Source organism: Arthrobacter sp. YA7-1 (assembly GCF_025960325.1).
In the GTDB taxonomy this organism is placed as follows: Bacteria; Actinomycetota; Actinomycetes; order Actinomycetales; family Micrococcaceae; genus Arthrobacter; species Arthrobacter bambusae_A.
This window is the reverse complement of sequence record NZ_CP110114.1, coordinates 1,783,552-1,805,237: the sequence shown is the minus strand read 5'-3', so window position 1 is coordinate 1,805,237 and position 21,686 is coordinate 1,783,552. Positions and strand designations below refer to the sequence as shown.

Below are 21,686 nucleotides of genomic sequence, written 5' to 3'. Positions count from 1 at the left end.
CTCGATGGTCTCGTGTCAGATGCGGCAGGCGTGGATGCTGCTGACCAGGATGGCGCGGGCGCCGAGGTCGTACAGCTCGTCCATGATCCGGTTGGTTTCCTTTTTCGGAACCATGGAACGGACGGCAACCCAATCCGAGTCGCGCAGCGGCGACACTGTGGGCGATTCGAGGCCCGGGGTGAGGGTGGCGGCTTCTTCCACAAGGTCCTTGCGGATGTCGTAGTCCATGAGGACGTACTGACGGGCGACGAGAACGCCCTGCAGGCGCCGGATCAGGACCTCGATCTCCTTCGCCGTGCCGTTTGCCGCACCACCCTCGCCGGTGCGCCGGATCAGGACGGCTTCGGACTTGAGGATGGGCTCTCCGAAGATCTCCATTCCGGCAGCCTTGAGCGTGTTGCCGGTTTCGACGACGTCAGCGATCGCGTCGGCGACGCCGAGACGCACGGAAGACTCGACGGCACCGTCAAGGCGGACCACCTTGGCTTTGACGCCGCGCTCGGCGAGGTAGTCGCGCAGGAGGCCGTCGTAGCTCGTGGCGAGGCGCTTGCCTTCAAGCTGCTCGACGCCGGTGAAGTCGCCGACAGGCCCGGCGAAACGGAAGGTGGACGCGGCAAAGCCAAGGGGAAGGAGCTCTTCTGCTTCGACCTGCGCGTCCAGGAGGAGGTCGCGGCCGGTGATACCGACGTCGAGGGTGCCCTGGCCTACATACACGGCGATGTCGCGGGGGCGGAGGAAGAAGAACTCAATGTCGTTGTCGGGATCGACCATGACCAGTTCACGGGTGTCGCGGCGCTGGCGGTATCCCGCCTCGGTCAGCATCGCGGAGGCGGCTTCGGACAGGGAGCCCTTGTTGGGGACGGCTACTCGCAGCATGGGGGACTTTCTTGGGAAGTGGAAGGGGAAGTTTCAGGCATTGTGCTCACGGCGCTGTTTTTTTCTTCCGCGGAACGGGTCCCGGAAGAGACCTTTCCCGGAAGAGACGGCGCAGTCAGCGGGGGCCACGCTGGGCTCTGCCAGGACCTTTTCAGGTCCGGACCGAGCGGACGTGGCTAGAGATGCTTGTAAACGTCTTCCAGGCCCAGACCCTTGGCGAGCATCAGGACCTGCAGGTGGTAGAGCAACTGGGAGATTTCCTCGGCTGCGGCTTCATCGGATTCATACTCTGCAGCCATCCAGACTTCGGCGGCTTCCTCCACGACCTTCTTGCCGATGCCGTGGATTCCGGAGTCCAATTCGGCCACGGTGCGGGAGCCTACCGGACGGGTCGCTGCCTTTTCGCTCAGTTCTGCGAACAGCGTCTCGAAATTCTTCACGCCCTACAGCCTACTTGCTCGGGGCCGGTGACCGCCTGTCGGGTCATTGAATGACGGAAGGGATGTGAGCGAACGCACAACGTGTGCCGGCACGCCCACATCCCTTTCGTCGCTGTTAGGCGTACTGCTTGAGGGTCAGCGCAGTGGAGAGCGCAGCGGTCACGGCTTCGTGGCCTTTGTCCTCGGACGAGCCGTCCAGCCCGGCGCGGTCCAGGCCCTGCTGCTCGGTGTCGCAGGTGAGCACGCCGAAGCCCACCGGCACGCCGGTGCGGACGCTTACTTCGGTGAGTCCCGACGTCGCCGCCTGGCACACGTAGTCGAAGTGCGGCGTGCCTCCGCGGATGACGACGCCGAGGGCAACGACGGCGTCGAAGTGCGGCGCGAGCCGTGCAGCTGCGACGGGAAGCTCAAAGGATCCCGGGACGCGCAGCACGGTGGGCTCGGCGATGCAGGCTTCCTTGGCGGCACGCAGCGCGCCGTCGAGAAGGCCGTCCATGATCTGGGTGTGCCAACTGGCAGCCACGATGGCGAGTTTCAGCTGGTGGGTTTCCTCGGGATTGAGGGTGGTGAGGTCGATGGTAGGGGCGCCGTGTCCGCTCATGGGTGTGTGGTGATCCGTTCAGTCTTAAGGGTGAAGTTCAGTCTTGTTCGAGGTCAAACGTGCCGGCAGTTGCGTGCGTGCCGGCCGGTTCAGCGTCACCGAGGGTGAGGCGGTGGTCCATGCGGTCCTTCTTGGTCTGGAGGTACCGAAGGTTTTCTTCCCGGGACGGGACCTCGGTGGGCACCATCTCGACCACCTTCACGCCGGCCGCGGCAAGCCGGTTCTGCTTGTCCGGGTTGTTGCTCAGGAGCCGGATTTCATGAAGGCCCATTTCGGCAAGGATCTGGGCGGCGGCCTTGTAGCAGCGGGCGTCCACGGGGAGCCCCAGCTGCTCGTTGGCCTCGACCGTGTCGAATCCGGCCTCCTGCAGGGCGTAGGCCTTGATCTTGTTGGCAAGGCCGATGCCGCGGCCCTCCTGTCCACGAAGGTAGAGGAGAGTCCCGCCCTCTTCGCGGATGAGTTCCAGGGCGTAGGCCAGCTGTTCTCCGCAATCGCAGCGGTACGAACCGAAAACGTCGCCCGTGAGGCACTCGGAATGCAGACGCACCAGGGGAGGCTTGCCGGCAAGCGGCGCTTTCGGGGAACTCACCGCCAGGTGCTCTGCCCCGGTGGCGAGGTCGGTCCACGCCTGTGCCACGAACTCACCGAAGGCGGTGGGTAGCTGGACAATCGGGCCGCCGCTCACGGGATGCGTTGCGCGCGCGGGCGTGCCGCCGTCCTGCGTTGTCGCTGTGGTCATCGCTGCTCCTCGTTTCCTGCCGGAATTGCAACCTGGTGCCCCGCCTCCGACGCTACAACATAAGCCACGAGGTCCTCGATCGAAATCAGAGGACATCCATGCTCGGCAGCGAACTCCCGGAGGCTGTCCAGGCGCATCATTTCACCATCGTCATGTACCAATTCGGCGATCACGCCCACCGGGGCGAGCCCCGCAAGCCTGCAGAGATCAACTGCCGCCTCCGTGTGTCCCGGACGTTCACGCACTCCCCCCTTAACGGCCCGGAGCGGAAAAATATGCCCGGGCCGTGTGATCGAGGACGGAGTGCTGCTGGAATCAGCCAGAATCCGGGCGGTCAGGGCCCTGTCCGTGGCGGAAATGCCGGTGCTTACGCCCAGCGCAGCATCACAGGACACCGTGTACGCCGTGCCTTTGGCGTCTTCGTTGACCAGGACCATGGGCGGCAGCGCCAGGGCATCGGCCCGCGACTCCTCGAGGGGAACGCAAATGACTCCCGAGCTGTAGCGGATGGTCCAGCCCATGAGGGCAGGCGTCGCGTGTTCGGCGGCGAAGATGATGTCGCCTTCGTTTTCGCGGTCTTCATTGTCCACCACGATGACGGGACGGCCGGCTGCCATGGCCTTGACGGCCTTCTCCACCGGGTCCAGCCCCTGGCGCACCACTGCGGTACTGCCGTTGTGTGCGGCGCTCACTGGGCAGACCCAGCGGCGGTTGCCGAACCGAAGGAGAGCAGTCGCTCGGTGTATTTCGCGAGGACGTCCACCTCAAGGTTGACGCGCCCGCCCGTGGCCTTGGCCCCGAGCCCGGTTTCGTCCAGCGTGGTGGGAATGAGTCCCACCTCAAACCAGGGGTTCACTTCTTCGGCCGGGCTGACGGCAGTGACGGTGAGTGAAACGCCGTCGACGGCGATCGAGCCCTTTTCGGCGATGTACCGTGCCAGCGGGGCCGGCACGGCAAAGCGGAGGCGGTCCCAGTTACCCAGCGACTCGCGCTCCAGAAGCTGCCCGACGCCGTCGACGTGGCCCTGCACGACGTGGCCGTCCAAGCGGCCGCCCGCCTGGACACAACGCTCAAGGTTCACCGAATCACCGGCGGCAAGCTCGCCGATAGTGGTGCGGACGAGGGTTTCGCCCATGACGTCGACGCTGAACTCCCGGCCGTCGATGTCCGTTGCGGTGAGGCACACGCCATTGACCGCGATGGAGCCGCCCAAGCCAAGGCCTTCGGTGGTGCTCGGGGCCGTGAGGCGCAGCGTGGCGCTGGCCTCGCCGTCGTGCTCGACGGACAGCACCGTGCCTTGTTCAGCGACGATTCCGGTAAACATCAGTGTCCTCCTGTGGTGGTGTCCGAGGCGTCCTTGCCCGGAAATGGTTCGTGGTGTTCGGTGTGCGACTTGCTCCAGGCCGGTTTGTTTCCGTCCGATGGTCCGGACCTCAAATGCAGCCTGAGGTCCCGGCCCAGCGCATGGACCGCGCCGCCACCGGCGTCGTCCCAGTTCCAGTGCTGGGCGTCGGCGAGGGTGGAGATGCCGAGATCCATGAGGGCAGGCGTACCGGCACCCAACAGGGTGGGCGCAAGATAGACGATCAGTTCATCCACCAGGCCGGCGGCGAGGAAGCCGCTCAGGATGCGGGAGCCGCCTTCCACCATGACGTGCCGGACGCCTTCGGCGAACAGCAACTCCAAGGCCTCTGACGGGTCGCGGGTCGGCAAATGGATGAACTTGCCGTCAGTCCCCCGCACGGCGGCATCGGCCGGGACCTCCCGCAGCCCCATGACGGCCCGGAGCGGCTGGCTTGGCGATTCCACGCCGTCACTCTCCCGCGCCGTCAGGCGAGGGTTGTCCACCAGGACGGTCTCGGTGCCCACAAGAATGGCGTCGATCAGGCGCCGCAATCCGTGGTTGTCGGCAAGCGATTCAGGGCTGGAGATCCATTGGCTGGTTCCGTCGGCGGCCGCGATCCTGCTGTCGAGGGTCTGGGCAATGTGGAGCGTGACGAAGGGGCGCCTGGCGTCCACCGCGTTGAACCACTCGCGGTTCAGCTTCAAAGCCTCGGCCGCGGCGAGCCCGGACCGCACATCCACGCCGGCAGCGCGCAGCCTGCCGGAACCGCCAGCGGCTGGATCGTGGGGATCATCGACGGCGTAAACCACCCGTGATATGCCGGCGTCAATGATCGCAGTGGTGCACGGTCCTGTGCGACCTACGTGGTTGCAAGGCTCCAAGGTCACCACCATGGTTGTTCCCGCGAGGTCGAGGCCTTTCGCCTTCGCCTTGGCGATCGCATCCGCCTCGGCATGTGGCGTGCCTGCGCCGCGGTGGTAACCCGTGATGAGCTGTTCTCCGTTGGACCCGAGCACAACCGCACCCACCAAGGGATTGGCACCACGGTGTCCCCGCAGGGCCACGTGCAGCGCCGTCTCCATGGCCGCGGACTCAGCTTCCGAAAAATTCGCTTCAATAGCGTCGCTCATGAGAGGGCTCCTGCGGTTTCCGGCTCGGGCGTTGGCCTGAGCCGCCGGCTTTCACGTCGGTCTGCGCGCCACCAGACGAAGAATCCGGCAAGGGTGAAGAACCCGTAAAAGAGGTACATGAAGGCGCTGGCAAAATAGCCCGCGCTGAAAAGCAAGGGAACGCCCACAATATCCACGGCGACCCAGATCAGCCAGAATTCGGTCCAGCCGCGCGCCATGCCATACGTCGCCAGGAGTGAACCCATGAAGGTCCAGGCGTCCGCCCACACAGGGGGGTAGGAACCCATGGAAGCGAAGACGGGAGTGAGTGCGGCTGTTCCCGCAATCATGGCGGCCACCATGCCGACCCGCGCTGCGGGGCTTGCCCAGCCGGGCACGATGGCGTGGCCATGCGCGCCTGCTTCGAGTCCCCGGCGCCAGCGGTACCAGCCGTAGACGGCGACCGTAATGAACATGATCTGGCGTCCGGCCTGGCCCCACAGGGTTGCCGGCGAGGCGGCGCCGAAGACGTTGCCCAGAAAGACCGTGAGCAGGAGCAGGTTGCCCGCGATTCCGATGGGCCATGCCCAGACTTTGCGGCGCATGCCGCCCAGGGCGCTGGCGAGCCCGAAAATGTTGCCTAGCACTTCGCGAAGAACAAGCACAGATCCGCCTACGGGAATCTGTGCTTCGAAGAGCCATCGCAGAAAGTCCATGTCGTTCCTTCCCTCGAATGCCGCGATGGCTCCGGGGGTGTACGACAGCGCGATGCCGGGCGCACGAAACGCCCAAGCATGACTGTACGTGCTTCTCCCATCCAGACTTTAACTGTCGGTACTGGAGTTCCACCAGTTCAACCGTCCGCCGTCGAGAATCCCGTGAGGGAACGCGATGGCTCGCGGGTCGCGGACTATAACCGCCGGTTCGGAATTACACCGACCCCGGAGCACGTATGTGTGTTGCTATTCTGACACAACTGGAGGCATGGACGATGTATTCCCGGTGCAATATGCATGCCATTGCGTCATTGTTGTCACATTGCCGCGCGTCCGGTCACATTGCCGCGAGGCCTGCCGCCCGGAGCCGCTCAATGGCGGCAGCGGGGTCCTCATGTCCGTACACCGCGGAGCCCGCAACGAACACATTCGCACCGGCTTCTGCTGCCCGGACAATGGTCTCCTCGGTGACGCCGCCGTCGACCTGGATGGCGACGCCGATACCCGAGCCCTCGATCGCCGCCCGCGCCCGCCGGATCTTCGGCAGGGTCACGTCGAGGAACGACTGCCCGCCGAAGCCAGGCTCCACGGTCATGATGAGGAGCATGTCCAGTTCGCTGAGCATGTCCAGGTACGGTTCCACCGGAGTGGCCGGACGGAGGGCCATGCCTGCCTTCGCACCGCGGGCACGGAGCTCACGCGCGAGCTTGATGGGAGCCATCGCCGCTTCCGCGTGGAAAGTCACGGAAGCCACGCCTGCGTCGGCGTAGGCCGGTGCCCAGCGGTCGGCGTCGGAGATCATCAGGTGGGCGTCGAGCGGCACCGGGCTCACGGCCTGGATCCGCTCCACCACCGGAAGGCCGAGCGTCAGGTTCGGCACAAAATGGTTGTCCATGACATCGACGTGGACGGCGTCGGCGTTGCTGATTCTCTTCAGCTCGGCTTCCAGGTTCACGAAGTCCGCGGACAGGATGCTCGGGTTGATACAGCACTCAGTCAAGGCAGTTCCCTCAGTGTTGGTGGCGGTCTGGTGGTTGTGGCAATTCTCCAGCTTAGGTACGCGGGACGTTCAGCCGGGGAAAGGCGCCGAAGGTTACGGCTTCTTCCGGATCAGCGCCAGGAACATCGCGTCGGTTTGATGCACGTGCGGCCACAGCTGGGCGGTCAACTCGTGCCCGGCGCCGAGGTTGCCGCTCAGGCTGACAGCGTCCAGGGCCGCACCGGCGTCGATCTGCTCCAAGTCGTCCCGCTTGCGCAGGACATCGCTGACGACGGCGGTGGTTTCGGCCGGGTGCGGGGAGCACGTCACGTACGCCACCACTCCGCCCGGTTTGACGGCGTCGATGGCCGAATTGAGCAATTCACGCTGCAGCGGTCCGAGATCGGCAAGGTCCTTGGGGGTCCGGCGCCAGCGCGACTCGGGCCTGCGCCGCAGGGCGCCCAGGCCGCTGCAGGGAACGTCGACCAGCACGCGGTCGAAGCCCCCCGGTTGTTCCGTGCCGACGTCGCGGCCGTCGCCAACCCTCACTGTCCAGGAGCCCGCGGGAACCGCAGAGAGGGCTTGGCTGACCAGCTTGGCCCGGTGTTCCGCCGGTTCGTTGGCCAGGAGGGTCGCACCTTCCTGGTGGGCGAGGGCTGCCAGCAGCGCGGCCTTGCCGCCTGGACCGGCACACAGGTCCAGCCATTTCTCGCCGTCTTGGGTGGCCTGTCCGAGGTCCACACCCGCGACGGCGCGGGCTACCAGCTGCGATCCGACGTCCTGGACGCGCGTGGTGCCCTCGCGGATGGAGGACATGCGCCCCAGGTCGCCGCCGCTGGACAGCGCCGAGTCGATCACGAGTTCACCGGGAGTGGCCCCGTCCTCCAGGGCTTCATCGAGGTTGCCGATGCCGGGAAGCGCCACGAGGTTCACCACAGGGGCGGCGTTGTCGGCTTCGAGCAGTTCGGTGATTTCACTCGCGGGACGGCCATGCATGACGAGCGACTGGCGCAGCGCCCTGACGATCCATTCCGGGTGCGCATGGCGTATGGAGGCGATCCTGGTTTCGTCGGTCTCGTTCTCCAGCAGGTGGTCGAGCCACTCCGGGAGCGTCCGGGCGGTGACTTTTCGGAGCACGGCGTTGATGAGCGACGACGGGCCGGCCCCGATGACCGCGCGGGCCAGCCCGACAGTCTGGTCGAGGGCTGCGTGCGCAGGAACGCGCATGGCGAGCAATTGGTGGGCACCCAGCCGCAATGCATCCAGGACTGCCGGATCGAGTTGGTCGAGCGGCCGGTCGACACACTCGGCCAGGACGGCGTCGTACATTCCTTGGCCGCGCAGCGCTCCGTAGCTCAGTTCGGTGGCGAATCCGGCGTCGCGCTTGTCGAGGTGGTGGTGGCGGATCCGTGAGGGCAGCACGAGGTTCGCATACGCGTCTTCCGAAGCGACCGCGCGCAAGACTTCGAAGGCCACCAGTCGCGCCGGATCCGCGCGTCGGGTCCGCTGGGACGGTGCGTTGGTGGTGAAACCGCGTTGCGGGCCCCTGTTGCGTTCGCGGCCTTGGGCGTTGCGGCTGCTTTCGCCGCGGGGACCGCGGTTGCCGTGGCTACCGCCGTCCCTGTTCCCACTGTTGTCGGAGCCGCGCCGGCCGGACTCATTCATTCGAATTCCACGCTTTCTGGTGTTGCCAAACCACGGGCCCAATCGGCCGACGGCATCATCTTTTTGCCCGCAGGCTGGATCTGCCCGAGCTGCACCGCATGGGATCCGGTCCCGACCAGGACGTTCTTGCCGTCAATCCGGATCTTGCCGGGTGCAAGGTCCCGGATGTCCGGGCGCAATCCCACGGGTTCCAGCTTGACCCGCTGCCCGTCGAGCATGGTCCACGCTCCCGGTTCGGGGGTGACCCCCCGGGCCCTGCGGTTGATGGCGAGGGCCGGTTGCCTCCAGTCGAGCCGGCCGTCGTCGAGCGTCAGTTTGGGCGCGAGCGAAACGTCGCCTTGCTGGGGCACCGGAGCCGCACTGCCGGACTCGACGGCGGACAGAGTCTGGGTGAGCAGGACCGCGCCGCTGCGGGAGAGCCGTTCCAGCAAGTCGCCCGCTGTGTCTTCGGGGCGGACGGTTTCCGTCAACGTCCCGAAAACCGGCCCGGTGTCGAGTCCTTCTTCCAGGTGGAAGGTGGCCGCCCCGGTGATGTCATCGCCGGCGATGACTGAGCGTTGGACCGGTGCGGCGCCCCGCCAGGCGGGGAGCAGGGAGAAGTGGAGGTTGATCCAGCCGTGGCGCGGAACACCGAGTGCGGCTTTGGGGACAAGGCCTCCATAGGCCACGATTGCGGCGACGTCCGGCTCATATGAAGCGATCCGCTCCGTTGTCCCGGCGTCCACCTTGGAGGCGTGGATGATGTCGATGCCGAGCTTAGCGGCACGTGCTGCCACGGGCGACGGCGTCAGGATCCGTTTGCGGCCGGTCGGGGCATCCGGCCTGGTCAGCACCGCCACGACCTCGAAACCCGCCTCGATCAGCGCGTCAAGGGACGGTACGGCGACGGCCGGAGTGCCGGCGAAGAGCACCCTCATTCGGCGGCGCCGAAGCTGCCGAAGCTGGAGCCCACGGTGTTGGCCCTCTTGGCGGTGGTCCGTTCGGTCACGGAGTGGTAGTCCGCCGCGCGGATGGCCCGGAGGGCGGTTTTCCGGTCCTCACCCTCGAGGCGGTCAGTGAACAGGATCCCGTCAAGGTGGTCGGTCTCGTGCTGGAAGCAGCGGGCAAGCATGCCCTCCGCCTCGACGGACACGGGATTGCCGTGCAGGTCCACGCCGGTGGCACGGGTGGTCCTGCGGCGGCGGACCGGGAACGCGAGTCCGGGAATGGAGAGGCAGCCTTCCACTTCGTCGGGCTGGAAATCATCGCTGCTCTCGAGCACGGGGTTGATGATGTGGCCTTCCACGCCGCCGATCCGGTAGGTGAAGACCCGCTGGCTCACGCCGACCTGCGGCGCGGCGAGCCCTGCACCGTCCACGTCTTCCATGGTCTCGGTCATGTCCGACACAAGTTTGGCGAGCTCAGGCCCGAATTCCGTGACTGGATCAGCAACTGTGCGGAGCACGGGATCGCCGATGATACGGATACTCAAAATGGCCATGTGCTGTCTTTCCTCACGATCGGCGAAGCTTCGGTCCCGGCAAAAGGGGCCTAGGCCAGTTTAGTTGAGCCTGCGGATGCCGTGGCGGCAGGGTACGACGGCGGAGCCACAGGGAGCAGCGCCGTTCCGGCTGCGGCCACGTCGGCAGACATCTCCCACACTCTCTTCAAGGCGCAGAACTTCCACCAATGGTGTTTGAGGACGTCCGGGTTGGCCCGCTGGGGACGCACTTCGGTCTGGCCGATAGCCACCGCGAGGAGAACCGGGTTTTCACCGTATTTCCACGGCTCCCACTCCCCTGCCACTGGATCCACAAGGCTCTCCTCGGCTTTCATTCCCGCGACAAGCTGCATGACCACCTTGTCATCGAGGGGTTTCACCGTTCCATCGCGGGTGGTGCCTTTGGTCTTGTAGTCGATCAGGCAGACCCTGCCATTGATTTTGGCCACGAGGTCCAGGGTTCCTGCGTAGCCCACGCTGGCGTTCCACACGGTGATCTCGGGCGCGATGGGTTCCACCCGGTACAACTCCCACCATTCATCGAAGCGGGCCGCGAATGCTTCCTCTCCGTGTGAAACGAGCTCATCGAGTGTTTCCTTCACGCGGTGCGGGCGTCCGAGGGCGCGGAGCGCCACTTGCTCGCAGTAGTTGTGCACGCGGTCTCCGCGGCGCGCAGCGTCGTCCCGGTACACCTCCGCTGCCTTGGCGGCTTTGTTGACCGCCTGCCTCAACTTGGCAGGACTGGAAAGGTGCTGCGGGAGTTCGGGGTCTTTCGCCAAGCTGCTGGCACCCATGTAGCCGAACCAGCCGTCCAGGGAATGGGCCTGCTGGCCGATCACCGTGGTGATGGAAGGAACCGAGAAGGCCTCGGACGTGGACCGGGCATACATCCGGCCGTATTCGGTGGCATGGGCAAGCAGTGGATCTGTCATGGGAAAACTCTTTCACACACCGCTGACAAGAAGACGCGGAGCCTTTGTGGCCGAGCACGGGACGTCCCGGGCGCGCTATTTAGCGCGCTAGTTAACAAGACCGTACGCATGGTGCACTTGGTTCTGTGACTCACGGTGCCATAATTGGTCACGTCCTCGGCTACGGGAGCAAATCTTGGTCCTCGATATAACAACCCTGCGAGTCGCCCTTGGCGTTGTCGCCCTGACGCTGCTCCTTTTGTTCTATGCATCCTTCAGGCGCACGCGATCGTCCTACAACGGGTGGTGGTGCATCGCACTCCTGTGCTTCCTGGCTGGAAACCTGGCCTTCCTCCTCAACGGGACGCCACATCAAGTCTGGGCGAATCCCTCGGGGAACGTCCTGTTGGTGGCGGGCGCGCTGAGCGTGTGGACCGGCGCCCGGTCCTTGAGGATGCTGCCGCCCCCCAAATGGCAGTTTGCTACTGCGTGTGGAGTCACGGCCCTTGCCTCCGTGTTGGAGAGCCCCGGTTACAACACCTGGTCCGGAGGCTTGGTATATCTGGGGTTCATGACGCTGGGCATCGCTTTGGCGTCCCGCGATCTGTGGCGCCTGGATTCCAGCTACTCCCATGTGCACAAGTCGATGGCCTTGGCCGCCGGTTTCCTTGCCGCCTACTATTTTTGCCGCCTTGCCGTTTACCTCGTCGAAGGTCCCACCGGCCCGACCTTCCGGATGTATTTTGGCCCGTCGATTGCCAGCCTCGTCACGCTGGTACTCCTGGTTGCCGTGTCCTTCAGCATGACCGCCCTCAGCAACGATCAGCTGATCAACCGGCTCAGTGAGCGCGCTGCCCGCGACAACCTGACCGGGCTTCTCAACCGTGGCACTTTCATGGACCTGGCCACCCAGGAACTCGAGCGCCTCCACGCTTCAAGCTCGGTCGCTTCCTTGATCCTGGCCGACCTGGACCACTTCAAGGCGATCAACGATGAGTACGGCCATGCCGCCGGCGACGCCGCGCTGCAGGCATTCGCGGCTGCGTGCAACGAGTCGGTACGATCCACCGACCTGGTCGGACGATACGGGGGCGAAGAGTTCATCCTGCTTTTGCCGGGAGCCAGCCAGGAACGGGCCGAAAGCATCGCGGCCGACATCAATCGTGCCTTGGCGGCACGCAAAGACCTCGAGGACATCCACATTCCTACCGTGAGTTACGGAGTCACCTCCACCGGGTTCGACGCCGTCGACCTCACCGCGATGATTGCCGCTGCAGACGCGGCCCTCTACGAAGCCAAGTCACTCGGAAGGAACAGGGTGGTCAGGGCAGCGCCCCGCGGATAACAGCGAAGCTCCCACGTGTGACTTACATCACAAGATACTGTGATTTGAACCACACGGGGTTTCGATTGTGACTTGCATACTCAGGTGTAACCTGATATGCGACACCAGTGATGGTGCTGGTGCTGACCAAGGAGTCGTGCCATGAGTATCGAATCAAGTTCTGCCGCGGGAACCACCCCGGCCGATAGTGGTCACCGGGCTGGAAACCCCCTCTCAGCCCAGAGTGTTGCGGCATCCCCGCAGGCGAGCGCCAGTCCCCCGTTTGCCGATCCTGCAGCCTTGGGTTTGGGCGCATTCGCGTTGACCACTTTTGTCTTGAGCGTCGTCAATGCCGGCCTGATCGCCAAGGGCGACGAACCCGTGGTCCTTGGGTTGGCTCTCTTCTACGGCGGCCTCGCACAGTTCGGCGCCGGGATCTGGGAATTTGCCAACCGCAACGTCTTCGGCGCGACGGCCTTCTGCTCGTACGGGGCGTTCTGGCTGTCCTTCTGGTTCCTGGCCCAGTTCAGCGCGGCCGGCCTTCCACCGGCGGACGCCGGCAAGGGCGTCGGCCTCTACCTGCTGGCGTGGGCCATCTTCACCGCCTACATGACCATTGCCGCGTGGCGTGTCAGCATGGGCGTCTTCGCGGTTTTCGTTGCCCTGACGCTGACCTTCATCGCCCTGTTCATCGGCGCCTTCGCCGCGTCCGCCGCCATGACGATGCTCGGCGGCTGGCTGGGCATTGTGACTGCGCTCATCGCCTGGTACTGCTCCCTCGCGGTGGTCGCGAACTTTACGTTCAAACGAGTCCTGCTTCCCGTGGGACCACGGTGACCGGTGATGGCCGACTACCCGACAGAACCGGATGAAACCCTCGCAAACCTGCTGCACGAACAACGGCGATTCCCCCCGGAAGCCGGCTTTACCGCCCAAGCCAACGCCACGGCGTCGGACTACGAAGAGGCCGACGCCGACAGGCTGGCTTTCTGGGCGAGGCAGGCGGAGCGGCTGGACTGGTCGCAAAAATGGTCAGAGGTCCTGGACTGGTCCAACCCGCCATTCGCCAAATGGTTCGTCGGGGGCAAGCTGAACGCAGCCTACAACTGCCTGGACCGGCATGTCGTCGCCGGCCGCGGAGACAAAATCGCCTACTACTTCGAAGGGGAAGGCGGAGATACCCGCACCATCACCTATGCCCAGCTCACTGACATGGTCCGCCAGGCAGCGAATACGTTGACTGATTTGGGCGTCACGGCAGGAGACCGGGTGGCCATCTACATGCCGATGATCCCGGAGACCATCGTGGCGATGCTGGCTTGCGCCCGGATCGGGGCTCCGCACACTGTCGTCTTCGGCGGGTTCTCCGCGGACGCCCTGCGGACGCGGATCCACGACTGCGACGCGCGGATCGTCATCACCTCCGACGGCGCCTACCGCCGCGGCAAGGCAACCGGGCTGAAGCCCGCCGTCGACGAGGCCCTGCTGGACTGCCCGGACGTCCGCAACGTCCTCGTGGTCAGACGCACAGGCCAGGAGATCGACTGGATCCAGGGGAGGGATATCTGGTGGCATGAGTCGGTTGAGTTGGCGTCCACTGACCACCAGGCCGAAGCTTTCGATGCCGAGCATCCGCTGTACGTGATGTACACCTCGGGGACAACCGGCAAGCCCAAGGGCATTCTGCACACCACCGGCGGCTACCTCACGGCGTGCGCCTACACGCATTGGGCTGTGTTCGACCTGAAAGCGTCCTCCGACATTTTCTGGACAGCGGCGGACATCGGATGGGTCACCGGGCACAGCTACATCGTGTACGGTCCCCTGGCCAATGGCGCCACCTCCGTGCTGTACGAAGGGACTCCCGATACCCCGCACCAAGGCCGCTGGTGGGAAATCATCGACAAGTACAAAGTTTCGATTCTCTATTGCGCCCCCACCGCGATCCGCACATTCATGAAGTGGGGCGCCCAGATACCGGCAAAGTACAGCCTCGGGAGCCTGCGTGTGATCGGGACGGTGGGCGAGCCGATCAACCCGGCAGCGTACATCTGGTACCGGGAGAACATCGGGCACAACCGCACTCCGGTTGTGGACACCTGGTGGCAGACCGAGACCGGGTCCATCATGATCAGTCCGCTCCCTGGAGTTACGGCGGGCAAGCCGGGTGCCGCCATGAAAGCCCTGCCCGGGATCGTGGCCGACGTCGTGGATGACGCGGGGGCGCCGGTTGCCAACGGTTCCGGCGGCTATCTGGTGCTGAAGGCGCCGTGGCCCTCCATGCTGCGCACCATCTGGGGCGACGACGAGCGGTACGTGGAGACCTACTGGTCACGGTTCCCGGGTCTCTACTTCACAGGAGACGGTTCGAAGAAGGACGAAGACGGAGATATCTGGCTTCTGGGCCGGGTCGACGATGTGATGAACGTGGCAGGGCACCGGCTCTCGACGACGGAAATCGAATCGGCACTGGTGTCGCATGCGAAAGTCGCGGAAGCCGCCGTCGTCGGCGCCACCGACGAAACCACGGGGCAAGCGATCGTCGCCTTCGTCATCCTCCGCAGCGAGGCGGGCGACGGCGGCCCGGAAGTGGTGCAGGAGCTGCGTGAGCATGTTGCCAGGGAAATCGGCAAAATCGCCCGGCCCCGCCAGATCATGGTGGTGGCTGAACTGCCCAAGACCCGGTCCGGGAAGATCATGAGGCGGCTGCTCAAGGACGTCGCACAGGACCGGCCGATCGGGGATGTCACGACCTTGGCGGACTCGTCGGTCATGGACCTGATCAAGGCCGGGATGCCGGGAGGAGCTGGAGGGAAGCGCTAGCCTGTGGCATCCGGACAACAAAAGGGAGCTCCTCCGACCTGCGTTTCCGCGGCCGGAGGAGCTCCCTTTCCTGGTGGGCGATACTGGGTTCGAACCAGTGACCTCTTCGGTGTGAACGAAGCGCGCTACCACTGCGCCAATCGCCCGTGCACAAGAAGACTAACCGACCCCGGCCGGAATTCAAAAATCGGGGCAACCACCGCGAAAATGCGTGTGAATCACATTGGTGTAACTCGCAAAATCCGCGCCAATCCAAGGAACTATCGCTCATTGCGTACGATTCGGGCAGATCGATTTGGAGTTTCCCGGAACCTCCTATAGAGTTTTTACTCGTCGGAAAGCGACGGAATGCCCGCTGCGGACAGGCCGTCCAAGAAGACATGCGGACGTAGCTCAGCTGGTAGAGCACCACCTTGCCAAGGTGGATGTCGCGAGTTCGAATCTCGTCGTCCGCTCGCAGGACACTGTCACGGCATTGAGTTCTTGGAACCTCAGGAATCGTGCTTACACGGTGGGTTGGCCGAGAGGCGAGGCAGCGGCCTGCAAAGCCGTATACACGGGTTCGAATCCCGTACCCACCTCGGTGAAAACCTTGGTTTCCGGTCCAGGCCGGATTGCATTTGGGCGATTGGCGCAGCGGTAGCGCGCTTCCCTGACACGGAAGAGGTCACTGGTTCGATCCCAGTATCGCCCACCAAGGCAAGGCAACTTGCTTGTTGATGAAGGTCCGGCCCGCCGGAACGCATCATGTGCGGACGTAGCTCAGCTGGTAGAGCACCACCTTGCCAAGGTGGATGTCGCGAGTTCGAATCTCGTCGTCCGCTCTCGTATTTTAAGGTCCCGGAAACGGGCCGGCCGGCTTATGCCGATCCGGGCGATTGGCGCAGCGGTAGCGCGCTTCCCTGACACGGAAGAGGTCACTGGTTCGATCCCAGTATCGCCCACCAAGGCAAGGCAACTTGCTTGTTGATGAAGGTCCGGCCCGCCGGAACGCATCATGTGCGGACGTAGCTCAGCTGGTAGAGCACCACCTTGCCAAGGTGGATGTCGCGAGTTCGAATCTCGTCGTCCGCTCCACTCCCCTATCCCGGCCCGGTTCCGCTGGCCTAAAGCAGGGACATCTATCCAAGCAGCTCCGCCGGAGCTGCTTTTTTTGTGCCCTGGACGCTCGCCTACGGGGTCCGCATGTCGGAAGGATCGGCAAAACTGATCGATACTACTCAGCAAAAATCACTTTATCCAATGTGATTCGGATCGCATACTTTTCTTCGGGCAGTCATTCGCCAACGCCGCAAGGCAGGAGCACACAGTGAATCAACAAACACTCGTCCGTTCGATCATGAGGAAGAAACCCATTGATGACATCGAGGAGGAAAGTAAGCACAGCGGACTCTTCAAAAGCCTGGGCCTCTGGCAACTGACTGCAATCGGCGTCGGCGGCATCATCGGCGTCGGGATCTTCTCCCTGGCTGGTCTCGTGGCGCACGGAAGCGCGGACACGCCGGGCGTCGGCCCCGCTGTGCTGATTTCGTTCCTCGTCGCGGGGCTTGCCTCAGCGGCCGCAGCACTTTCCTACGCCGAATTCGCCGGGATGATTCCCCGCGCGGGATCCGCCTACACCTACGGCTACGTTGCCCTCGGCGAGGTCATCGGATGGTTCATCGGCTGGGACCTCCTGCTGGAGTACATCGCAATCGTCGCCGTCGTCGCGATCGGCATTTCCGGATACTTCGACGCGTTCCTTTCCGGGATCGGCGTCCACATGCCGGCGTGGATGACCTCGACGGCGGACGAGGGGCACGGCGGCATCATCAACCTACCTGCCATCCTGGTCTGTTTGCTGGTCACCTGGATCCTGTCCCGTGGAACCAAGGCCTTCGGCCGCTTCGAGCTGGTGGCGGTGGCCATCAAGGTGGTCCTGATCCTGTTCATCATCGGCCTCGGCATCTTCTACATCAACACCAACAACTACAACCCGTTCATGCCCAGCGGTTTCGGCCCGGTGGTGGCCGGTTCGGCCACCGTGTTCTTCGCCGTGTTCGGCTACGACGCCATGAGCACCGCGGCCGAGGAAGCCAAGGACGGCAAGAAGCACATGCCCAAGGCGATCGTGCTCTCGCTTGTCATCGCAATGCTCCTTTACGTTGCGGCGACGCTGGTGCTCACCGGCATGCAGAATTACAAGGACATCAACCCGACGGCCGGTTTCGCCTCCGCCTTCAGCGGTGTTGGCCTGCCTGTCATCGCGACCATCATCTCGGTGTTCGCCGTCCTGTCCATCCTCACCGTCATGTTGACCTTCCTCCTCGGCGTTACCCGTGTTTGGTTCTCCATGAGCCGTGACGGCCTGCTCCCGGGCTGGTTTGCGAAGACGGACCGCCATGGCACCCCGCAGCGTGTCACGTGGATTGCAGGCCTTGCGTCGGCATTCTTGGCGGGAGTGTTCCCCATCAAGGCAGTTGCGGACCTGACCAACATCGGTATCCTGGCCGCGTTCGTCGTCGTTTGCCTCTCGGTCATCATCTTTCGGTACAAGAAGCCCGACGCGCCGCGTACCTTCCGGCTGCCGTTCATGCCCGTGGTTCCGGCATTCGGCATGCTTGCGTCAGCCTTCCTCATGACGCAGTTGCGTTGGGAAACCTGGCTGCGCTTTGTCGTGTGGCTGGCCATCGGACTCGTGATCTATTTCAGCTACGGCCGCAAGCATTCCCTGATGAACCCGGACAGTCCCCGCCATCAGGAGCTTTCTGCCCACGAGGCCCAGCTGTGACCCCCTCCAAGAGGCATTTGACATCCCAGTCAAATTTTCCCTTGGCACCTCCAAGGTCTCGGGTTAGGATCGAAAACGGAGGAGCGAACTGGCTCCGGGATGGAAAGGAGGTGCCCGTGGGATTATTTGACGATCTGAAGGGCAAAGTTCAGGACCTCGTTGGTGGCAATGAAGAAGCCATCAAGGATGGCATCGAATAGGCCGCCGATTTTATCGACGACTAGATGCGGTTCAGAGAGCCGCTTCCAGGTTCGTGGGCAACCTCGACGGTTTGCTGTAAGGGCTTCGGCCCGGACAGCTCCCTCCGCCAATGAGGCTCCGTAGCCGGTTCAACCGGCCAGAGCTCCCGAATACAGTTACGTCAACGGGGCACCGGTCCCGCCGCGAGGCGCCGCCGGTGCCCTTGGCGTTTAACCGCCGCGTCCTCGGCAGACGGGCCGCGGCTCCGGTAACGTGAGGGACTATGCCAGCGTCACCTCTCCACACCGGACAGACACGTCCAGCGCCCGCTTCGCGGCAGCTCTCCCGTCCGCTTGTGGCCGGAATCGTGACCGCGCTGGTCGGCTTCACTTCATCCTTCGCAGTGGTGCTCGCAGGCCTCAGGGCGATGGGGGCCACTCAGGAACAGGCCGCCAGCGGGCTGCTTGCCCTCACTCTCACCTTCGGGGTCGGAGTGCTCTGGCTGTCCTGGCGCTCGCGCGTGCCGGTTACGCTCGCGTGGTCGACGCCCGGCGCCGCTTTGCTGGCAGGAGCCGGAGTGCCCGACGGCGGGTGGCCGGCCGCCGTCGGCGCCTTCCTTGTGGCCGGGGTGCTGATCGCCCTGACGGGGCTCATTCCGGCTCTCGGCAAGCTGATGGCGAAGATTCCCACGGCCCTCGCCCAGGCGATGCTGGCCGGAGTGCTCCTGTCCCTCTGCCTTGCCCCGTTCAAGGCCTTGGGCACCGCTCCCCTGCTGGTGGCTCCCGTGATCCTCTGCTGGCTCGTCATGATGAAGCTGGCGCCCCGCTGGTCGGTCCCTGCCGCATTGTTGGTGGCGTTGGCCGTCATTGGACTCTATATCGTGGCCAACGGTGCGGGCATTCCCACGAACCGGTTGTTGCCCGGGTTGCAGTGGACCACCCCCGCTTTCACGCTGAGCTCGGTGGCCGGCGTCGCGCTGCCCTTGTTCATTGTCACCATGGCATCCCAGAACATTCCCGGGGTGGCTGTGCTGAAGTCCTTCGGCTACACCGTCCCGTGGCGCCAGACAATGTTGGTGACCGGGGCAGGGACTGCGCTCGGGGCTCCCTTCGGTGGACATGCGATCAACCTTGCCGCACTGAGCGCCGCGTTGGCAGCCGGGGAAGAAGCGGGTGAGGACCGGGGCCGGCGCTGGATCGCGGCCTTCACGTCCGGCCTTGCCTACCTCGTGCTGGCAGCGTTCTCCGCCGCGCTGGTGACCGTCGTGGCGGCGGCACCACCAGGGCTCCTGGAGGCCGTCGCAGGATTGGCCCTGCTGGGCACCTTGGCCTCCGCCATCGCTTCTGCGCTGGCTGTCGCCGAAGAACGCATCGGAGCCTCCGTGACGTTCCTGATCGCAGCCTCGGGCCTCAGTTTCGCGGGAATCGGCGCCGCGTTCTGGGCACTCGCCGCCGGAATCCTGGTTCGTTGGGTCCTGAAAGACAGGGAACCCCAAAACTAGAGTGGGGCAGCAGGGTCCCTACGAAGGCTCGTGGTTTTGGCCCTCACGCGCCAGGGCGGTCAGGCGGGACACGGCGCGGAAGTACTTCTTCATGTACCCGCCGGTCATCATTTCCTCGGTGAAGAGCTTGTCGAAGGGGACGCCGCTGGCAAGGATCGGGACGTCCTTGTCGTACAGGCGGTCGGCCAGCACCACGAAGCGCAGGGCAACGGCCTGCTCCGTAATGGTTGCGACATCGCGCCAGACGACCGCGTCGATTCCTGCGATCAGCTTCCGGTAACGGCTGGGGTGGACACCCGCGAGGTGGTCGATCAGGCCGCGGAAATCGTCCACGGCCACTGTCTGGCCATCGAACTCGGCGTGCATCTGCCGCTTAAGGTCTTCGGTCTTCAAGGGTGCCGGGGCTGCGGGCAGTCCGCGGTGCCTGAAGTCTTCTCCGTCGATCCTGACGACATCGAACTGGTCCGCAAGGACCTGGATCTCCCGTTGGAAGTCGACGGCGGCAAAGCGGCCGTCCCCTAGTGAACCAGGCAAAGTGTTGGACGTGGCAGCGAGCTTCACACCGGCGTCGGACAATTCACGCATGAGGCGCGACATCAGCACCGTGTCGCCCGGATCGTCGAGCTCGAATTCGTCAATGCAGACAAGCTTGTAGCTGCTCAAAGCCTCCACGGTCTTCCGGAAGGACAGGGCGCCTACCAGGTTGGTGTACTCCACGAAGGTCCCGAAGGCTTTCGGCCCGGGAGCGGAGTGCCACAGGGAAGCCAGCAGGTGGGTCTTTCCGACGCCGAATCCGCCGTCGAGGTAGATCCCGGCCCTGGTGTTGACTTTCTTGCTGAAAAGGCGCTTGAAAAGACCGTCTCCGTCGCCGGCTCCCACCGTCGCCCCGAAAGCTTCCAGGGCCTTGACCGCCGCGGCTTGGCTGGGCTGGTTCGGATCCGGCCGGTAGCTCTTGAAGGACACCGCTCCGAACCGTGGCGAAGGGTAGAAACCCTTGAGAATCTCATCCGCTGAGGCCGCCGGCGTGCGCGCGACGAGCTGTTCGATCTGTACCAATGCGGTCCGTTCTTCGTGTCGTAAGTCCCCAGCAAGAATACCGGCAATGACACGCCCCGGGCGGACACGTGATGAAGGCCATATTTCACCATATGAACGGGGAGGAGCTTTAGTCCCTGGCCCTCGATACTGTGGGATTAATGCCCGGGCACGTCCTATCGCCCGGCGCCGCCCGGTGTCAGTGAAAGTGTCAGTGAAAGGCCATACCAATGTCCTACCCCGTTGAACAGAACGAGAAGTTCGCCGCGTACGCCCACCCGGAACGGCTGGTGTCCACCGAGTGGCTCGCCGCAGCCCTTGAAGGCGGTGCGCTCGGCGACGGCAAGCTGGTTGTTGTCGAATCCGACGAAGACGTCCTCCTGTACGAGACCGGCCACATCCCGGGGGCAGTCAAGATCGACTGGCACACCGACCTGAACGATGAAGTCACGCGGGACTACGTCGACGGTGAAGCGTTCGCAGCCTTGGCGGCCGCCAAGGGAATCTCGCGTGACACCACCGTGGTGATCTACGGCGACAAGTCCAATTGGTGGGCCGCTTACGCCCTCTGGGTATTCACCCTCTTCGGCCACGAAGACGTCCGGCTCCTGGACGGCGGCCGCGACAAGTGGATCGCCGAAGGCCGCGAAGTCACCACCGACGTCCCCCAGCCCGCCGCGGGCGAATACCCTGTGATCGAACGCAACGACGCCCCGATCCGCGCCTTCAAGGACGATGTCCTGGCTCACTTCGGCAAGCCGCTGATCGACGTCCGCTCCCCCGAGGAATACACCGGCCAGCGCACCCACATGCCGGCCTACCCCGAAGAAGGCGCCCTGCGTGGAGGCCACATTCCCACCGCAGCCTCGATCCCGTGGGCACGCGCCGCTGCCGAAGATGGCACCTACCGCAACCGGACCGAACTTGAGGACCTCTATCTCGGAGAAGCAGGCCTCACGGAAGGCGACGACGTCGTGGCCTACTGCCGCATCGGCGAGCGTTCCAGCCACACCTGGTTCGCGCTGAAGTACCTGCTTGGCTTCGAAACGGTCCGCAACTACGACGGTTCCTGGACAGAGTGGGGCAATGCAGTGCGCGTCCCGATCGTCAAGGGCGCCGAGCGGGGCTCCGTCCCCGCACTCGCCGGAAAGTAGTCCGGACCTCCGTGCCTTGCCGTCCTGGCGCGGCCATA

At 64.4% G+C, this 21,686-nt stretch carries 20 protein-coding genes, 7 tRNA genes, 1 pseudogene and 1 riboswitch; of the genes and pseudogenes, 13 read left to right on the top strand and 15 right to left on the bottom strand.

Features of this window, described 5'->3' with window-relative positions; genetic code table 11:
• Window positions 1–15: 15 nt before the first annotated feature.
• The 13 genes from hisG to OIT41_RS08355 all read right to left on the bottom strand — a co-directional run bounded on the left by hisG (window position 16) and on the right by OIT41_RS08355 (window position 10,882).
• On the bottom strand, window positions 16–876 hold the full coding sequence (gene hisG / locus OIT41_RS08415) for an ATP phosphoribosyltransferase (RefSeq protein WP_078105459.1): 861 nt from the start codon (window positions 874–876) through the stop codon (window positions 16–18).
• 176 nt (window positions 877–1,052) lie between these two features.
• Window positions 1,053–1,316, bottom strand: coding sequence for a phosphoribosyl-ATP diphosphatase (locus OIT41_RS08410; RefSeq protein ID WP_264637767.1), 264 nt, complete (start codon window positions 1,314–1,316; stop codon window positions 1,053–1,055).
• A 115-nt stretch (window positions 1,317–1,431) separates the two neighbouring features.
• A complete protein-coding gene (gene ribH / locus OIT41_RS08405) occupies window positions 1,432–1,917 on the bottom strand; it encodes a 6,7-dimethyl-8-ribityllumazine synthase (RefSeq protein WP_264637766.1) in 486 nt (161 codons plus the stop codon).
• A 37-nt stretch (window positions 1,918–1,954) separates the two neighbouring features.
• A complete protein-coding gene (gene ribA / locus OIT41_RS08400) occupies window positions 1,955–2,656 on the bottom strand; it encodes a GTP cyclohydrolase II (protein ID WP_241708275.1) in 702 nt (233 codons plus the stop codon).
• Entirely contained in the window at window positions 2,653–3,348 is a 696-nt protein-coding gene (ribB, locus tag OIT41_RS08395) for a 3,4-dihydroxy-2-butanone-4-phosphate synthase (RefSeq protein ID WP_139359513.1), read from the bottom strand. The genes ribA and ribB overlap by 4 nt, the downstream gene beginning before the upstream one ends.
• The gene (locus tag OIT41_RS08390) at window positions 3,345–3,980 is read right to left on the bottom strand and encodes a riboflavin synthase (protein WP_264637765.1); all 636 of its coding nucleotides are present in this window, start codon (window positions 3,978–3,980) and stop codon (window positions 3,345–3,347) included. Before OIT41_RS08390 ends, ribB begins: the two co-directional genes overlap by 4 nt.
• Window positions 3,980–5,131, bottom strand: a complete 1,152-nt coding sequence (gene ribD / locus OIT41_RS08385; protein ID WP_264637764.1) for a bifunctional diaminohydroxyphosphoribosylaminopyrimidine deaminase/5-amino-6-(5-phosphoribosylamino)uracil reductase RibD — start codon at window positions 5,129–5,131, stop codon at window positions 3,980–3,982. The genes OIT41_RS08390 and ribD overlap by 1 nt, the downstream gene beginning before the upstream one ends.
• Window positions 5,128–5,826 carry a nicotinamide riboside transporter PnuC gene (gene pnuC / locus OIT41_RS08380; RefSeq protein ID WP_264637763.1) on the bottom strand — a complete coding sequence of 233 codons (699 nt, stop codon included), beginning with the start codon at window positions 5,824–5,826 and terminating at the stop codon, window positions 5,128–5,130. Before pnuC ends, ribD begins: the two co-directional genes overlap by 4 nt.
• An 84-nt stretch (window positions 5,827–5,910) precedes the next feature.
• A riboswitch (FMN riboswitch) is annotated at window positions 5,911–6,064 on the bottom strand.
• A 99-nt stretch (window positions 6,065–6,163) separates the two neighbouring features.
• Window positions 6,164–6,826, bottom strand: a complete 663-nt coding sequence (rpe, locus tag OIT41_RS08375) for a ribulose-phosphate 3-epimerase (protein ID WP_264637762.1) — start codon at window positions 6,824–6,826, stop codon at window positions 6,164–6,166.
• Window positions 6,827–6,919: 93 nt separating this feature from the next.
• On the bottom strand, window positions 6,920–8,470 hold the full coding sequence (locus OIT41_RS08370) for an RsmB/NOP family class I SAM-dependent RNA methyltransferase (protein ID WP_264637761.1): 1,551 nt from the start codon (window positions 8,468–8,470) through the stop codon (window positions 6,920–6,922).
• Window positions 8,467–9,387 (bottom strand): methionyl-tRNA formyltransferase, encoded by a 921-nt coding sequence (fmt, locus tag OIT41_RS08365; protein WP_264637760.1) that lies wholly within the window; start codon window positions 9,385–9,387, stop codon window positions 8,467–8,469. The genes OIT41_RS08370 and fmt overlap by 4 nt, the downstream gene beginning before the upstream one ends.
• The gene (gene def / locus OIT41_RS08360) at window positions 9,384–9,950 is read right to left on the bottom strand and encodes a peptide deformylase (protein WP_078105470.1); all 567 of its coding nucleotides are present in this window, start codon (window positions 9,948–9,950) and stop codon (window positions 9,384–9,386) included. Before def ends, fmt begins: the two co-directional genes overlap by 4 nt.
• Window positions 9,951–10,000: 50 nt before the next feature.
• Window positions 10,001–10,882, bottom strand: coding sequence for a cytochrome (locus tag OIT41_RS08355; protein WP_264637759.1), 882 nt, complete (start codon window positions 10,880–10,882; stop codon window positions 10,001–10,003).
• A 175-nt stretch (window positions 10,883–11,057) separates the two neighbouring features.
• Here OIT41_RS08355 and OIT41_RS08350 point away from each other — a divergent pair, with 175 nt between their 5' ends.
• The 3 genes from OIT41_RS08350 to acs all read left to right on the top strand — a co-directional run bounded on the left by OIT41_RS08350 (window position 11,058) and on the right by acs (window position 15,008).
• Window positions 11,058–12,206, top strand: a complete 1,149-nt coding sequence (locus OIT41_RS08350; RefSeq protein ID WP_264637758.1) for a GGDEF domain-containing protein — start codon at window positions 11,058–11,060, stop codon at window positions 12,204–12,206.
• Between the two features lie 141 nt (window positions 12,207–12,347).
• Entirely contained in the window at window positions 12,348–13,022 is a 675-nt protein-coding gene (locus tag OIT41_RS08345) for an acetate uptake transporter (protein ID WP_078105473.1), read from the top strand.
• A 6-nt stretch (window positions 13,023–13,028) separates the two neighbouring features.
• On the top strand, window positions 13,029–15,008 hold the full coding sequence (acs, locus tag OIT41_RS08340) for an acetate--CoA ligase (protein WP_264637757.1): 1,980 nt from the start codon (window positions 13,029–13,031) through the stop codon (window positions 15,006–15,008).
• Between the two features lie 71 nt (window positions 15,009–15,079).
• Here the strand turns inward: acs and OIT41_RS08335 are convergent.
• A tRNA-Val gene (locus OIT41_RS08335) sits at window positions 15,080–15,154 on the bottom strand.
• 236 nt (window positions 15,155–15,390) lie between these two features.
• On the opposite strand from OIT41_RS08335, the gene OIT41_RS08330 reads away from it, so the two are divergent.
• From OIT41_RS08330 to OIT41_RS08290, 9 genes and pseudogenes are all read left to right on the top strand, one after another.
• Window positions 15,391–15,463 (top strand) — tRNA-Gly (locus OIT41_RS08330).
• A 55-nt stretch (window positions 15,464–15,518) separates the two neighbouring features.
• Window positions 15,519–15,589 (top strand) — tRNA-Cys (locus OIT41_RS08325).
• A 41-nt stretch (window positions 15,590–15,630) separates the two neighbouring features.
• Window positions 15,631–15,705: transfer RNA gene (locus OIT41_RS08320), tRNA-Val, on the top strand.
• 54 nt (window positions 15,706–15,759) lie between these two features.
• Window positions 15,760–15,832 (top strand) — tRNA-Gly (locus OIT41_RS08315).
• A 48-nt stretch (window positions 15,833–15,880) separates the two neighbouring features.
• Window positions 15,881–15,955, top strand: a tRNA-Val gene (locus tag OIT41_RS08310).
• A gap of 54 nt (window positions 15,956–16,009) precedes the next feature.
• Window positions 16,010–16,085, top strand: a tRNA-Gly gene (locus OIT41_RS08305).
• Between the two features lie 262 nt (window positions 16,086–16,347).
• Window positions 16,348–17,778 carry an amino acid permease gene (locus tag OIT41_RS08300; RefSeq protein WP_413542317.1) on the top strand — a complete coding sequence of 477 codons (1,431 nt, stop codon included), beginning with the start codon at window positions 16,348–16,350 and terminating at the stop codon, window positions 17,776–17,778.
• Window positions 17,779–17,894: 116 nt separating this feature from the next.
• Window positions 17,895–17,975: pseudogene (locus OIT41_RS20950) on the top strand (antitoxin); the annotation flags it as partial.
• 266 nt (window positions 17,976–18,241) lie between these two features.
• Window positions 18,242–19,459, top strand: coding sequence for a benzoate/H(+) symporter BenE family transporter (locus OIT41_RS08290; protein ID WP_264637755.1), 1,218 nt, complete (start codon window positions 18,242–18,244; stop codon window positions 19,457–19,459).
• Between the two features lie 18 nt (window positions 19,460–19,477).
• On the opposite strand, the gene zapE is transcribed toward OIT41_RS08290, so the two are convergent.
• Window positions 19,478–20,515, bottom strand: coding sequence for a cell division protein ZapE (gene zapE / locus OIT41_RS08285; protein WP_078105483.1), 1,038 nt, complete (start codon window positions 20,513–20,515; stop codon window positions 19,478–19,480).
• A gap of 209 nt (window positions 20,516–20,724) precedes the next feature.
• On the opposite strand from zapE, the gene OIT41_RS08280 reads away from it, so the two are divergent.
• Window positions 20,725–21,648, top strand: a complete 924-nt coding sequence (locus tag OIT41_RS08280; protein WP_078105484.1) for a sulfurtransferase — start codon at window positions 20,725–20,727, stop codon at window positions 21,646–21,648.
• Window positions 21,649–21,686: the final 38 nt, after the last annotated feature.

What these genes read in the sequence shown, in the direction of transcription:
- def (WP_078105470.1), bottom strand. Translation starts at nt 9,950, where the DNA reads ATGGCCATTTTGAGTATCCGTATCATCGGCGATCCCGTGCTCCGCACA.
- ribD (WP_264637764.1), bottom strand. Translation starts at nt 5,131, where the DNA reads ATGAGCGACGCTATTGAAGCGAATTTTTCGGAAGCTGAGTCCGCGGCC.
- OIT41_RS08390 (WP_264637765.1), bottom strand. Translation starts at nt 3,980, where the DNA reads ATGTTTACCGGAATCGTCGCTGAACAAGGCACGGTGCTGTCCGTCGAG.
- OIT41_RS08300 (WP_413542317.1), top strand. Translation starts at nt 16,348, where the DNA reads ATGAGGAAGAAACCCATTGATGACATCGAGGAGGAAAGTAAGCACAGC.
- ribH (WP_264637766.1), bottom strand. Translation starts at nt 1,917, where the DNA reads ATGAGCGGACACGGCGCCCCTACCATCGACCTCACCACCCTCAATCCC.
- pnuC (WP_264637763.1), bottom strand. Translation starts at nt 5,826, where the DNA reads ATGGACTTTCTGCGATGGCTCTTCGAAGCACAGATTCCCGTAGGCGGA.
- OIT41_RS08355 (WP_264637759.1), bottom strand. Translation starts at nt 10,882, where the DNA reads ATGACAGATCCACTGCTTGCCCATGCCACCGAATACGGCCGGATGTAT.
- OIT41_RS08290 (WP_264637755.1), top strand. Translation starts at nt 18,242, where the DNA reads ATGCCAGCGTCACCTCTCCACACCGGACAGACACGTCCAGCGCCCGCT.
- acs (WP_264637757.1), top strand. Translation starts at nt 13,029, where the DNA reads ATGGCCGACTACCCGACAGAACCGGATGAAACCCTCGCAAACCTGCTG.
- ribA (WP_241708275.1), bottom strand. Translation starts at nt 2,656, where the DNA reads ATGACCACAGCGACAACGCAGGACGGCGGCACGCCCGCGCGCGCAACG.
- fmt (WP_264637760.1), bottom strand. Translation starts at nt 9,387, where the DNA reads ATGAGGGTGCTCTTCGCCGGCACTCCGGCCGTCGCCGTACCGTCCCTT.
- OIT41_RS08345 (WP_078105473.1), top strand. Translation starts at nt 12,348, where the DNA reads ATGAGTATCGAATCAAGTTCTGCCGCGGGAACCACCCCGGCCGATAGT.
- OIT41_RS08280 (WP_078105484.1), top strand. Translation starts at nt 20,725, where the DNA reads ATGTCCTACCCCGTTGAACAGAACGAGAAGTTCGCCGCGTACGCCCAC.
- OIT41_RS08370 (WP_264637761.1), bottom strand. Translation starts at nt 8,470, where the DNA reads ATGAATGAGTCCGGCCGGCGCGGCTCCGACAACAGTGGGAACAGGGAC.
- hisG (WP_078105459.1), bottom strand. Translation starts at nt 876, where the DNA reads ATGCTGCGAGTAGCCGTCCCCAACAAGGGCTCCCTGTCCGAAGCCGCC.